The sequence below is a fragment of the Lentzea miocenica genome (assembly GCF_033949945.1).
Lineage (GTDB): Bacteria > Actinomycetota > Actinomycetes > Mycobacteriales > Pseudonocardiaceae > Lentzea > Lentzea miocenica.
This window is the reverse complement of the sequence record NZ_JAXAVW010000010.1, coordinates 1-12,943: the sequence shown is the minus strand read 5'-3', so window position 1 is coordinate 12,943 and position 12,943 is coordinate 1. Positions and strand designations below refer to the sequence as shown.

Below are 12,943 nucleotides of genomic sequence, written 5' to 3'. Positions count from 1 at the left end.
CGTTCCTCGACTTCGCCCTGATGCACCCGTCCCTGCCGCCGTTGCCGGGAGGAGAGGAGGAGATCGTCGTCACCGGCCTCGGCATGACGACTCCGCAGGGAGGCGACGTCCAGTCCACTTGGGACGGACTGATGGCCGGCACCTCCGGTGTGCGCCTGCTCGACGCGCCGTGGGCGGCCGATCTGCCCGTGCGGCTCGGCGCCCCGGTGCGCGAGGATCCCGGGTTGATGCTCGATCGCGTGGCACGCCGCAGGATGGACCGCTGCCAGCAGCTCGCCGTCGTCGCGGCACGGCAGGCGTGGGCGGACGCCGGAGCGCCGGAGGTGGAGCCGGAACGGCTGGCGGTGGTGTTCGGCACCGGGATGGGCGGTGGCGGCACTCTGGTCGAGCAGTACGACCGCTGCCAGGAGCTCGGTCCCGACCGCGTGTCGCCGTTCACCGTCACGATGCTCATGCCGAACGGCCCGGCCGCCGCCGTGAGCATGGACCTCGGTGCGCGAGGCGGTGCGCACGCTCCGACCAGCGCGTGCGCGTCCGGCGCGGAGGCGATCGCGCTCGGTGCCGCGCTGCTGCGCCGGGGACTCGCGGACGTCGTCGTCGCCGGCGGCACCGAGGCGTGCCTCGGCAGGCTCTCGATCGCGGCGTTCGCGCGAATGGGAGCGCTGTCCCGCAGACACGACCAGCCGGAGGGCGCGTCCCGGCCGTTCGACTCCGGCCGGGACGGGTTCGTCATGGGTGAGGGCGCGGGCGCGCTCGTGCTGGAACGCGGCTCGTTCGCCCGCGCGCGAGGACCCAAGATCGCCGCCAGGCTCGCCGGCATCGGCATGACCTCCGACGCGCACGACATGACCGCGCCGTCACCGGACGGCCAGATCCGCGCCATCCGGCACGCGTTGCGGTCGGCGGGGCTGAGCCCGTACGACGTCACGCACGTCAACGCGCACGCACCGGGCACCCAGGTCGGCGACCGCGTCGAGGCGGCCGCCGTCCTGGAGGCGCTGGGCCCGCACCCGCTGGTCACCGCGACGAAGTCGGTGACCGGCCACCTGATCGGCGGCGCGGGCGCGGTCGAGGCGATCTTCACCGTGCTAGCCGTGCGGGACGGCATCGTCCCGCCGACGCGCAACCTCGACGACCAGGACTCCGACGTGAAGCTGGAGATCGTCGCGGACCGGCCGCGGCACGCGCGGATCGGGGCGGCGATCTCCAACTCGTTCGGCTTCGGCGGCCACAACGTCGTGCTCGCCTTCACCCGGCCCGGCTGAACAAACCCAGCGCACAGCCGCGGCACCCGCGGACCGAGGGCAGCGATCTCCACCCCCCCCGCCCGGCTTCGGCGGCCACAACGTCGTGCTCGCCTTCACCCGGCCCGGCTGAGCAGCCCCATGCGCTGGGCGAGCAGTGCCGCGTGCATCCTGTTGGGCTGTCCCAGTTTCGCGAGGACGTGCGAGACGTGGGACTTGACGGTGGCGCAGGTGAGGTAGAGCTCGCGCGCTATTTCGTCGTTGCTGCGGCCGCGCGCCATCCTGACGAGCACCTGGCGTTCCCGGTCGCTGAGCAGCCCCAGCCCACGGTCCAGCTCCTCGGCCGGGGGCACGATCTCGAACCGGTCCAGCAGACGTCCCGTCACCTCGGCGCAGAGGTAGGCGTGGCCCCGCGCCACAGCACGCACCGCGGCGAGCAGCTCCTCCCGGCTCGACCGCTTGAGCAGGAAGCCTCGCGCGCCGTCGCTCAGCACCCGGTGCAGCTGCTCGTCGGTGTTCTCCACAGCAAGAACGATGACGCCGGTTGCGCACGTCCGGAGTCGCGCTACCGCGGTGACGTCTGCGGTGATCACCACGTGCGGCCGATGTCTCTGCGCGAGCAGCAGTCCTTCGGCCGCACGAGCCGTGTCCCCCACCACGACCACGTCGGCGTCCTCTTCCAACGCGTGCCGGAACCCGGTGCGGACCAGGACCTCGTCATCGATGAGCAGCACGGAGACGAGCATCAGTGCCCCATTCCCATGCCACCGTCGACGGGCAGGATGGCCCCCGTCACGTACCGCGCCGAGTCACCGGCCAGCCACACCACCGCCGCGGCGACCTCCTCGGGTTCGGCGAAGCGGCGCAACGGGATCGAGTCCCGGTACTGCTTGCCGTACTGCTCGGGCAGCGACGAGGTCATGTCGGTGTTGACGTACCCCGGCGCGACGACGTTCGCGGTCACGCCGCGACTGCCCAGTTCACGGGCGAGTGAGCGAGCGAGGCCGATCAGCCCCGCCTTGCTCGCGGCGTAGTTGGTCAGACCGGCGCTGCCGTACATCCCGACCACCGAGGAGATGAAGATCATCCGGCCGTTCCGGGCCCGCGTCATCGGCGTGGCGGCCCGCCGGGCACAGCGCCACGCACCGGTGAGATTCGTGTCGAGCACCGAGGTGAACCTGTCCTCGGTCATCCGGGTGATGAGGGTGCTGTCGGTGATCCCGGCGTTGGCCACGAGCACCTCCACGGGTCCCAGTTCCGACTCGACCGCCGTGAACGCCGCGTCGACCTGCTCTCCTTCGGTCACGTCGCACTTCACGCCGAACGCGCCCGTCGGGCACTCGCCACCTCGATGGGTCACCGCCACCTTCGCGCCGTCGCAGAGAAACGCCTCCGCGATCGCCCTGCCGATACCCCTGTTGCCTCCGGTCACCAGCACTGTGCGGGTCATCGTGTGCTCCTTTTGGATCATCGGCGTCCGGGTGATGCCGCAGGTCGGTGTCCCGGCCGCCCCTATCGTGGGATCGGATTCGGGCACCGGCGCCCTCAACCTGGTTCGAGGTTAGGGAGATCAACGGTGCCGCCTGCTGGCCGTCACGGCCGACCTGTTGACCTTTCCGGCCATCCGCAGCGGTTCCGTCGTGGCGCGGCCGGCGTGCGGGCGATGGTCGAGGTCGGCGCCGAGCACGGCGTGGACGCGCGGAAGTGCTTGCACGACACCGGGATCTCGCCCGCGATGCTGCACGGCGACACGGTGGTGAGCGGGACGCAGGAACTCGCCGTCGCGGCCAACCTCGTCACGGCGACCGGCAGCGCGTCCGGCGTCGGACTCGCGGTCGGCGAGCGCCTTTCGTTGCGCGCCTATGGTGTCTGGGGCTTCGCGATGCTGACCTGCCCGACGGTCCGCGGTGCCGTCGAGTTCGGCATGCGGTACCTGCCGCTCACCTACGCGGTCACCGGTCTGGACATGCGGGTGTCAGGCGGCGAGGCCAGTCTGATCGTGGACGACGAGGGTTCCTCGGCGGCGCTGAGGCCGTTCCTCGTCGAGCGGGAGATCGCGGTCACGGCGGGCATCCTCCGCACCATCCTCGGCGAGTCGCCCCCGTCGATGCGCGTGGAGTTCCGCGTCCCCCGTGCGGTGTCCGTCGACTACGAGAAGGCGCTCAGGACACCAGTGCGGTTCGACGCGCCGCACAACGCGATCGTCACCGACATCGCCGTGCTGGATCTTCCGCTGCCCCAGTCGGATCCGCTCACCATGACGGTGTGCGAGCGCGCGTGCCGCTCGCTGCTGAGCGAACGCTGCTCCCCCTGCGTCGCGCAGAACGTGCGGACGATCATCGCGGAAGGAGTGACCGACGCCGAACTCATCGCCGCACGCCTGCACCTGTCGGCCCGCACGCTGCGCCGGCATCTCGCCGGGGAAGGGACGTCACTGCGCCACCTCCTGGACGAGGTCCGGCGCGCCAAGGCGATCGAGCTCATGACCATGCACCGCCTCAGCGTCGAGCAGATCGCGCTGCGCCTGGGCTATGCCGACGCCGCCACGTTCATCCGCGCGTTCCGCAGATGGACGGGCACCACGCCCGGTGCCCATCCGAGCCGCCACAAATGGTCTTGAGGGAGTCGCCGGCCGCTCGATCACCGCACCGCGAGTCTCCCCGGGCAGCACCGGCCGGCTCCGGGACTACGGGCCGGCGAGCGAGTCCACCCGGTCGATCAGGTGCTGTGCGTCCGTGTTGTGGTGGTGTCGGCTCGCTGCGCGAGTTCGGTGTAGATGACGCCGGTGAGCCCGGACAGGTCGGTTCGGTCGTAGAAGGCCAGCCAGGACGGCGGTGTGGCCGGGGCGGCCTGGTCGAAGGCGTCCACGGCTCGGCCGAGCAGCCGCAGTGCGTCGTCGGCCCGGCCGAGCGTGGCGTGCGCCCAGGCTTGGTTGGCCAGCAGGAGAGAGGTCGCCAACGTCGCACGGCGGTCGCGCGCGACGTGCTCCCCCCTCTGGAAGTCGGTCAGGGCCTGGGCAGAATCGTTGTGGTGCAGGTGGACCCTGCCGATCCGGTAGTAGATGTTGGCGGTCAAGTCGCCGGCGTCACCGGACGACGCCAGCTCGAGTGCCCGCGTGAAATGGGCCAGGGCGGCCTGTGTCGAAGCAGGTCCACCCCGCGAGGTTGTGCAGATCCGCCACGGCGTTGCACAAGCGCGTCCGCACCTCGTACGGGGCGGCGCCCGCGAGCATGCGACGGGCGGTGCTCAGCTCGGCCAGCACCTTCTGCATCCACCGCACACCTCGACCAAGGACGAGCATCGCCCAGGCGCGACGTCAACCAGATCCGCGGTTGGATGGAATCCTGACCGGGCTGGGCTCAAGCGCGCGACATCTCGTGACCCCGGGTCGGCAGGCCGAGCAGACTGAGGCGGTCGAAGTCCTCGTCTGGCAGATCGACGTTCACCGCGCCGGCGTTCTCCTCGAGGTGGCGCAGGGAGGACGTGCCGGGGATGGGGAGCATGACCTTCGACCGGCGCAGCAGCCACGCCAGTGCGACCTGCGCCGGGGTGACTCCGAGCCGGCGGGCGACCTCGGTCACGGGTGAGTGCGACCGCACGCTTGGCGCGATCGGCAGCCAGGGCAGGAACGCGATGCCGTGCCGCTCGCAGTGCACCAGCACGTTCTCCGAGCGCCGGTCGTCGAGGTTGTACCGGTTCTGCACGCTCACGATCGGGGTGATCCGCCCAGCTTCGACGATCTGCTCCACGGACACCTCGGACAGCCCGACGTGCCGCACTTTTCCTTCGTCCTGCAGCTGCTTCAACGCGCCGATCTGATCGGCCAGCGCCACCGCGGGGTCGATCCGGTGCAGCTGGAACAGGTCGATGCGCTCGACCCGCAGCCGGCGCAGGCTCAGCTCGGCCTGCTGGCGCAGGTACTCCGGCCGACCGAGCGGGATCCACTCGTCGCCGGGGTGGCACTGGCCGGCCTTGGTGGCCACCACGACGCCGTCGGGGTACGGGTGAAGGGCCTCGGCCAGCAGCTCCTCGTTGCGGCCGAGGTCGTAGGAGTCGGCGGTGTCGATGAAGGTGATGCCGAGGTCGACCGCGCGGCGGGCCAGGGCGTGCGCGGCGGCCGGGTCGTCCGCCGGCAGCCGCATGGCGCCGAAACCCAGCTGGTGGACCGGAAGGTCGCCGCCGAGGACGAGGTGGTGACGGTCGGGATGCACAGATTCTCCTCGCGAGTGTCGGTTCCTGCGGCACCGACACTGCCGTCCCAGCGTTGCTAAGACAATCGAAACATTCTTCGCGCGACCGCGTAGCATCGCTAATGTGTTGAACCTGGAACGCCTGCGGACCCTCCACGCGGTGTCCACCACGGGATCGGTCCGCGGCGCCGCCGAGGCGCTGCACGTGACCACCTCGGCGGTGTCGCAGCAACTGTCCAGGCTGGAGCGCGAGGTCGGCCAGCGCCTGCTGGAGAAGCAGGGGCGCGGCATCCGCCTCACCGACGCCGGCGAACTGCTCGCGGAGCACGCGGGCAGGCTGCTGCAGCAGGTCGAACTCGTCGAGATGGACCTCGCCGGGCACCGCGGCGCGGTGGCCGGATCGCTCACCGTGGCCGCGTTCGCCACGGCCGCCCGCGGCCTGCTGCCGACGGTGCTGCACACGTTGCGGCAGCGGCACCCGGACCTGTCCGCGCGGCTCGCGGAACTGGAACCCACCGAGTCGATCGCACAGCTGCGGCACGCCGACATCGACATCGCGGTCGTGCAGGACTGGCCTGAGCAGCCCCTCACGGTGCCCGACGGGATCTCCTGCGCCCCGCTGCTGGAAGACGTTCTCGATGTGGCCCTGCCCGCCGAACACCCGTTCGCCGACCGGGCCACCGTCACCCTGGACGAGCTGGGCGATGAGGACTGGGTGGGCTGGCCCAGCGACGAGATCTGCCACGGCTGGCTCGAGAACACCCTGCGCCGCAACGGAATCGAGCGCCGAGTCAGGCACACCGCCTCGGAGCACTCCACCCAGCTCGCGGTGGTGGCGGCGGGGCTCGGCGCCGCGATCATCCCCCGGCTCGGGCGCGGCCCCGCACCGGTCGGTGTCCGGTTCGTGCGGTTGCACCCGCCACCCCGGCGACGGGTGTTCGCGTTGTGGCGCAACAGCACCACGAACCGCCCCGCTTGCCGGGCGGCGCTGCGCGCCCTGCAGGACGCCGCCCGGCAGTGCGACACCGACAACGTGGCCGAGCGCGGGTCGCCGAGCCGATGACCCGGTTGGAGAACCCGGCGGCGTTCAACGCGGTCCTCGACAAGTTCGTCAGCTGACGGCACCGATCTCGGCCATCGAATACGTCACGGCAGGGTGCCGTTGCGGCGCAGGTGGTTTCGCGCGTGCTCGATGGCCTCGGGCGTGCTGGCGAACGTGCGCACCCCGTGGGTTTCCAGCTGGCGGCGGTGCTCCTCGCGCACGCCGGAGAGCAGCACGGTGACGCCCCTGTGTTCCAACCTCTCGACGGCGTCGCGCAGGACCAGCACCCCGGTGCCATCCATTGTGGACACGCGGGACATGCGCAGGATCACCACGGAGACCGCCGCGATCTCGGTGAGTTCCAGCAGGAAGCGATGTGCGGCGGCGAAGAACAGCGGTCCGTCCAACCGGTAGGCGACGATGTGCTGGGCGAGCAGTTCATGCTCCTCCACGGTGTGATCGCCGGGCTCCAGCGGTTCCTCGTCGATCCGTGCCGACCTGGCGACGGCGCGCAGTGCCAGTGCTCCCGCCACGACGAGGCCGACGATCACGGCGGTGACGAGGTCGAGTGCCAGCGTCGCGATCGCGGTGAGGGCGAGCACCACCGCGTCGGAACGGTTCGCGCGCATCAGGACCCGGACCGAACCGACCTCGACCATCCGCACCGCGGTGGCGAGCAGAACGCCGGCCAGCACGGCCAACGGGATGCGTCCGACCACCGGCGCCGCCACCAGCATGATCACGGCCAGCGTCACCGCGTGCACCAGGGCCGCCAGTCGCGAGCTCGCACCCGACCGGACGTTGACCGCCGTCCTCGCGATCGCCGCGGTCGCGGGCACGCCGCCGAACATCGGTGTGATGACGTTCGCGATGCCCTGGCCGAAGAGCTCGCGGTCCGGGTCGTGCCGCTGGTTCACGCTCATGCCGTCGGCGACCGTCGCTGACAGCAGGCTCTCCAGGGCGGCGAGCGCGGCCACGGCGATCGCGGACGGCAGCAGCGACCACAGCGCGCCCAGGTCCAGAAAGGACAGTGACGGCGCGGGCAGCAACGCGGGCAACGTGCCGATTCGGGGCACGGACAGGGACCAGATCTCCGCCACCGCTGTTCCCGCCCCCACGGCCAGCAGCGAGAAGGGAATCGCCGGTTTCCAGCGCGCGCCGACGAGCATGATCACGACGACTCCGCCCGCGAGGGCGACGGCAGGCAGAGCCGGGCCGGACCCGAACGCCTTCACAGCGCTCACCACGACGTTGTGCCCGGCGGGAGTGGGCACACCGAGTGCCGCGGGGATCTGTTGCAACGCGATGACCGCGGCGATGCCGAGGGTGAAGCCCTCGACCACCGGAGCCGGCACGTACCGCATGTAGCGCCCGGCTCTGGCCACCGCCAGGGCGAGGAGCAGCACGCCGGCGAGCAGGCCGACGGTCAGCACACCGCCCGGCCCGAACGTCGCGACGATCGGCACCAGCACCACGGTCATCGCGCCGGTCGGCCCGGACACCTGCAGGCTCGAGCCGCCGAAGACCGCGGCCAGGGCGCCTGCCACGATCGCGGTCGCCAGTCCGGCGGCAGCACCGAGGCCCGACGCCACCCCGAATCCCAGTGCCAGCGGCAACGCCACGACCGCGACCGTCAGACCAGCGACCACATCTCTCGGCGTCGCGGCCGACCAGTCCGCCTTGACCGGCAGGAAAGCTCTCACGCGGAGTCCTCGCGCAACTGCGCGAGCAGCTCGTTCTGCCCGACCAGCAGCTCGGTGAGGATCCTCCTGGCCGCCTTCATCAGATCGGCCACGTCCGCGCCCGCGAGGGCGTACACCACCGTCGAACCCTCGCGAGTCGCCGTCACGATGCCGGACCTGCGCAACACGGCCAGCTGCGCGGAGAGGTTGGACGCCTCGACCTCGATCTCGGTCAGCAGGTCACGCACCGCCTTCGGGCCGTCCTGCAACAGCTCCAGCACCCGGATGCGCACCGGGTGGCCGAGCATCCGGAAGAACTCGGCCTTCGCCTGGTACAGCGGAACCGGCACCGCTCAGCCCTCCTCGGGCGCGTCGACCGGCACCCCGTGTTCAGCCGCCAAGCGCCGCAGGTTGGCGAGGTCAGCGCCGTGCACCTCCGCCGCGTACTCGTCCTGCTGCTCCACCGCCCGCCGCACTGCCTGCTCCGCCTGCTCAACGCGGATGAGCAGGCTGTCCACGAACTCGTTCACGCGACCACAACCTGTCGAATTGAAGAATTCTTCAATTCGACACTCTACAACTCCGCCGGCTCCAGTGCGCCGGCAGGACGCTCGGCGAACCGGCGGTCAGCTCCCCGCGCGCACGGGTTCGGTGGTGAACTCGACGTCGGTCACGCCTGCGACCGCGCGGACCAGCACGTCGACCACGTGCCGTTCGGTGGCGCTGTTGCCCTTGTCCAGGATGGACACCTTGCCGTCGCTCACCGCGACCTGCCACCGTTGCGCGCCACCGACCATGCCGAGCCGGTTGTGGATCTCGGCCTCGACGACCCAGTCCGCGCGGGTGATGGAGCGCAGCATGTCGCGGCGGGTCACGATGCCGGCGAGGTGGCCCTCACGGACGACCGGCACGCTGCGCACACCGTGGTCGAGCATCAGGGCGGCGACCTCGGCCAGATCGGTGTTCGGGCTCACGGTCACCGGGGACTTCGTCATCACCTGGGCGACCGCGTCCGCGGGCACCTGCCTGGCTTTGACGGGTTCGCCGTGCACCAGCCCCCTCGGATCCTGAGGCAGGCGATCTCGCAGCAGATCGGCCTCGCTGACCATGCCGACCAGCGTGCCCGAGGCGTCGACCACGGGCAGGGCGGTGAACCCACGTTCGGCGAGCAGCTGGGCCGCATCGCGCGCCGGCGTGCCCTGTTCGACGACCACGACGTCCGTCGTCATCACATCTCGAGTCCTCATGACGCTCCTCAGCCGAAAATCTCGGTCTGACGGGTGTGCGTGGTGTCGTTCCACCCAGCCCGCAGTCGGTTGTGCACTTCCACCACGCCCGGCAGGGCGCGCACGAGGTGTCCGGCGATCTCGACCTCGCTCTGCCGCTCCAACTTCCCTTGCAGCGTCACCACACCGCCGGTCACCGCGATGTAGAGGGGGTCGGGATCCACCCACAGCATCCGGCCGAAGACCTCGTCGCGGATCGTCGTGCGCAGTTCGTCGTCCTCACGCACGAAGAGCTTCAGCAGGTCGCGGCGGGACAGCACGCCGACCAGCGCGCCGTCGGAGTCCACGACGAAGAGCCTGCGCACGCCGGCGGCTGGCAGTTCACGGGCGGCCGCGCTGGCGGCGAGGTCCGGCGAGATGGTCCTGACCGGCGACGTCATCACGTCGCGGGCGGTCACCCCGCTCGCCTGCTCCCAGCGGTGCTTCGTCGCGCGGCCCGCGAACACACCGGGCGCTTCCGCGGTGCCGCCGCGGAACTCCTCCTTGGGCAGCAGATCGGCTTCCGAGACGACACCGACCGGACAGCCGCCGTCGAGCACGGGGACCGCGCTGATCCCGTTGTCCTCCAGCAGCCGCACGAGGCCCTTGAACGGGCACTCGACGTCTGCGGTGATCACCTCGTGTGTCATCAGCGAGGCGACTGTCGGTTCACGCATGACACCCTCCGGCGATCCTCGGTTCGTTGTGTGACCAAGCCTTGTCGGCGACGTAGCGGTCAAACACCCGCCAAGGGCGTGGGCGGGACGGGACGTTCCGATCCTGGCGAGAGGACCGAAGGACCCTGCGTAAGCGGGATCTCGTGGTGTTCAGCTCGGGTGAGTGCCTCGGGTCCCGGCCAGGCCGGGACGTAGGCCCCTCTCCAGCGGGCGCCCGTGCTGCGAGCTTCAAGGCAGGACTTCAACGTGGAGGTGAGCGGGATGGACCGCGGTCAGCCCGACGAGACGACGGTACGAGCGGCGGTAGCGCTGGCAGGACGGGCGCCGTCCGTGCACAACTCCCAGCCGTGGCGCTGGGAAGTCGGTGCGCGCAGCCTGCACCTGCACGCCGACCGCACGCGCGGCCTGCCCGCGACCGATCCGCTGGGCGCAGACCTGATCATCAGCTGCGGGGCGGCGTTGCACCACCTGCGGGTCGGGCTCGCGGCGCTCGGCTGGCGTGCGAGGGTCCACCGGCTGCCCAACCCCGCCCTGCCCGACCACCTCGCGGCGATCGAGTTCCAGCCGTTCGAACCGAAGGAGTCGCACGTCGCTCTCGCCGCCGCGATCCCGCGCAGGCGCAGCGATCGGCGCGCTTTCTCGTCCTGGCCCGCCCCCGACGAGATCCTCCAGCAACTCGTGATGAACGCCCGCGCCGAAGGAGTCGACGCCCACATCCTCACCGGCAAGGCGCACGACGAACTGCTGATCGCGATCGGCAAGGCCGCCGGCATCCAGGAGGCCGACCCCGCCTACCAGGCCGAGATCCGGCAATGGAGCGGCGTCCATCCCGGTGCGTCGGCCGGTGTTCCCGCCGCCAACATCCCCGCGGGGTCCCACCAGTACGGCGACCTCCGGATGCGCGAGTTCGCGCCGGGATCGTTGCCGCAAGGCGGTCCCAGCCTGCTGGGTGAGGACGCGGGAACGCTGCTCGTGCTGAGCACCTCGTCCGACGACGACCTGTCCCGGCTGCGGGCCGGCGAAGCGACCAGCGCGGTGCTGCTGGAAGCCACCGCCGCGGGTCTGGCGAGCTGCCCGCTCAGCCAGCCGCTGGAGGTCCTGGAGACCAGGGACCTGGTGCGCGACGAGGTCCTCGGCGGCGCCTCCTGCCCGCAGCTGGTGATCCGCGTCGGCTGGACCGCGTTCAACGCCGACCCGCTGCCCGCCACGCCCCGCCGTCCCGTCATCGACCTCCTCCGCGGCCAGGAGCCGAAGTGACCACCTACCTCCGCGACTTCAGCACGCTCGGCAAGAGCGACACCGCCGTCGCCGGTGGCAAGGGCGCCAATCTCGGTGAACTCACCCGTGCGGGGCTGCCGGTGCCGCCCGGCTTCGTCGTCACCGCCGAGGCGTTCCGCACGTCCATGAAGCAGGTTCGCGAGGACATCGCCGCGGAACTCACCATCGCGCTCGACCGCGGTACTTCGCCGCAGCGGCTGGAGGAGTGCGCCGAGCGGATGCGTGAGCTGGTGCGCAAGGCGGGTGTCTCCGACGACGTGCGGCACGCGGTGTTGCAGGCGTACCGCGACCTCGGCCAGAACGAGTCCGTGGCAGTCCGGTCCTCGGCCACCTCGGAGGACACCGCCGGTGCGTCGTTCGCGGGGATGAACAGCACGTTCACCAACACCCGAGGCGCGCACGCCCTGCTGGACCGGCTGCTGGACTGCTGGGTCTCGTTGTTCGGCACCCGCTCGATCGCCTACCGGGCCGAGCAGGGCATCACCGACGAACCCGCGATCGCCGTCGTCGTGCAGAGGATGGTGAACTCCGAACGCTCCGGTGTCATGTTCACCGCCGATCCCTCCAGCGGTGACCGCGACAAGATGCTCGTCGAAGCCTCGTTCGGACTTGGTGAGGTGGTGGTCAGCGGATCCGTCGAGCCGGACACGTACGTGTTGCGCCGCAACGGTGATGCCGTCTCCCTTGTGGACACTCGTGTCGGCCGCAAGACGCACAAGATCGTGCGCGGCGCGAACGGCAACGACGAGCGGATCGAACTCACCGCCGAGGAGTCGCACGCTCAGGTGCTCACCGACGCCGAGGTCGTCGCGATCGGGCAGCTGGGCATGCGCGTGCAGCGGCACTACGGCGAGCCGCAGGACACCGAGTGGGCTGTCGCCGACGGCAAGACATGGCTCGTGCAGTCCCGGCCGATCACAACCCTGCCGGACGAGGCACCGACGTCGACTGGTCCGTTGGTCGCCGGGCTAGCCGCGTCTCCAGGCATCGCCTCAGGCCGCGTCCGGGTGCTGCGCTCCCCCGACGAAGGTGGCCGGTTGCGGGACGGCGAGGTGCTGGTCGCCGAGATGACCAACCCCGACTGGGTGCCGACGATGCGCCGGGCGTCCGCCGTGGTCACCGATGGCGGTGGCATCACCTGCCACGCCGCCATCGTGGCGCGCGAACTGCGTGTGCCGTGCGTGGTCGGCACCGGTTCGGCGACCACGGTGTTGAAGGAAGGCCAGCTGATCACGGTCGACGGCAGCTCCGGAGAGGTCCGTGCGGGCTCGGCGCCGATCACCACCGCACCGCGCATCGTCGCCCCGGTGGTGCAGGCGAACGAAGCCCTCGGCACGCGCGTGTACGTGAACCTCGCTCTGCCCGAACACGCTGCCGAGGTGGCCGCGATGCCGGTGGACGGCGTCGGTCTGCTGCGGGCGGAGTTCATGCTCACCGAAGCGCTCGGTGCCGAGCACCCACGCCGGTTCCTGGCGCGGCGCGGTCCCGAGGACTTCATCGGCGCCATGGCGTCGTCGCTGCTGCAGATCACCCACGCGTTCGCGCCACGTCCGGTCATCTACCGA

The 12,943-nt window shown here is 70.9% G+C and carries 15 protein-coding genes; 5 read left to right on the top strand and 10 right to left on the bottom strand.

The annotated features are described in order from the left end of the window. The first annotated feature begins 20 nt into the window (after positions 1-20). Positions 21-1,265 (top strand): beta-ketoacyl-[acyl-carrier-protein] synthase family protein, encoded by a 1,245-nt coding sequence (locus SK803_RS13620; protein ID WP_319966495.1) that lies wholly within the window; start codon positions 21-23, stop codon positions 1,263-1,265. Positions 1,266-1,360: 95 nt separating this feature from the next. On the opposite strand, the gene SK803_RS13615 is transcribed toward SK803_RS13620, so the two are convergent. Beyond that, on the bottom strand, positions 1,361-1,990 hold the full coding sequence (locus SK803_RS13615; RefSeq protein WP_319966327.1) for a response regulator transcription factor: 630 nt from the start codon (positions 1,988-1,990) through the stop codon (positions 1,361-1,363). Next, entirely contained in the window at positions 1,990-2,694 is a 705-nt protein-coding gene (gene fabG / locus SK803_RS13610; RefSeq protein ID WP_319966326.1) for a 3-oxoacyl-ACP reductase FabG, read from the bottom strand. The genes SK803_RS13615 and fabG overlap by 1 nt, the downstream gene beginning before the upstream one ends. Positions 2,695-2,820: 126 nt before the next feature. Here fabG and SK803_RS13605 point away from each other — a divergent pair, with 126 nt between their 5' ends. Beyond that, complete coding sequence (locus SK803_RS13605) at positions 2,821-3,864, top strand: AraC family transcriptional regulator (RefSeq protein WP_319966325.1); 1,044 nt, start codon at positions 2,821-2,823, stop codon at positions 3,862-3,864. 98 nt (positions 3,865-3,962) lie between these two features. On the opposite strand, the gene SK803_RS13600 is transcribed toward SK803_RS13605, so the two are convergent. The 3 genes from SK803_RS13600 to SK803_RS13590 form a co-directional block, all read right to left on the bottom strand. Then, positions 3,963-4,319 carry a hypothetical protein gene (locus SK803_RS13600; protein ID WP_319966324.1) on the bottom strand — a complete coding sequence of 119 codons (357 nt, stop codon included), beginning with the start codon at positions 4,317-4,319 and terminating at the stop codon, positions 3,963-3,965. 10 nt (positions 4,320-4,329) lie between these two features. Continuing rightward, positions 4,330-4,515, bottom strand: a complete 186-nt coding sequence (locus tag SK803_RS13595) for a hypothetical protein (protein WP_319966323.1) — start codon at positions 4,513-4,515, stop codon at positions 4,330-4,332. An 88-nt stretch (positions 4,516-4,603) separates the two neighbouring features. Continuing rightward, positions 4,604-5,386 (bottom strand): aldo/keto reductase, encoded by a 783-nt coding sequence (locus tag SK803_RS13590; protein ID WP_406601529.1) that lies wholly within the window; start codon positions 5,384-5,386, stop codon positions 4,604-4,606. A gap of 172 nt (positions 5,387-5,558) precedes the next feature. Between SK803_RS13590 and SK803_RS13585 the strand changes: the two genes are divergently transcribed. Continuing rightward, positions 5,559-6,497, top strand: a complete 939-nt coding sequence (locus tag SK803_RS13585; protein WP_319966321.1) for a LysR family transcriptional regulator — start codon at positions 5,559-5,561, stop codon at positions 6,495-6,497. A gap of 83 nt (positions 6,498-6,580) precedes the next feature. Here the strand turns inward: SK803_RS13585 and SK803_RS13580 are convergent, their stop codons facing one another. The 5 genes from SK803_RS13580 to SK803_RS13560 all read right to left on the bottom strand — a co-directional run bounded on the left by SK803_RS13580 (position 6,581) and on the right by SK803_RS13560 (position 10,100). Then, positions 6,581-8,179, bottom strand: a complete 1,599-nt coding sequence (locus SK803_RS13580) for a SulP family inorganic anion transporter (protein ID WP_319966320.1) — start codon at positions 8,177-8,179, stop codon at positions 6,581-6,583. Continuing rightward, the gene (locus tag SK803_RS13575; RefSeq protein ID WP_319966319.1) at positions 8,176-8,508 is read right to left on the bottom strand and encodes an ArsR/SmtB family transcription factor; all 333 of its coding nucleotides are present in this window, start codon (positions 8,506-8,508) and stop codon (positions 8,176-8,178) included. The genes SK803_RS13580 and SK803_RS13575 overlap by 4 nt, the downstream gene beginning before the upstream one ends. Before the next feature lie 3 nt (positions 8,509-8,511). After that, complete coding sequence (locus SK803_RS13570) at positions 8,512-8,688, bottom strand: hypothetical protein (RefSeq protein ID WP_319966318.1); 177 nt, start codon at positions 8,686-8,688, stop codon at positions 8,512-8,514. A 96-nt stretch (positions 8,689-8,784) separates the two neighbouring features. Beyond that, positions 8,785-9,405, bottom strand: a complete 621-nt coding sequence (locus SK803_RS13565) for a CBS domain-containing protein (protein ID WP_319966317.1) — start codon at positions 9,403-9,405, stop codon at positions 8,785-8,787. A gap of 8 nt (positions 9,406-9,413) precedes the next feature. Further along, on the bottom strand, positions 9,414-10,100 hold the full coding sequence (locus SK803_RS13560) for a CBS domain-containing protein (RefSeq protein WP_319966316.1): 687 nt from the start codon (positions 10,098-10,100) through the stop codon (positions 9,414-9,416). Between the two features lie 261 nt (positions 10,101-10,361). Here SK803_RS13560 and SK803_RS13555 point away from each other — a divergent pair, with 261 nt between their 5' ends. Beyond that, positions 10,362-11,357, top strand: coding sequence for an Acg family FMN-binding oxidoreductase (locus tag SK803_RS13555; RefSeq protein ID WP_319966315.1), 996 nt, complete (start codon positions 10,362-10,364; stop codon positions 11,355-11,357). Continuing rightward, the coding region (locus tag SK803_RS13550) for a PEP/pyruvate-binding domain-containing protein (RefSeq protein ID WP_319966314.1) at positions 11,354-12,943 on the top strand (1,590 nt) is incomplete at its 3' end. The genes SK803_RS13555 and SK803_RS13550, both read left to right, overlap by 4 nt.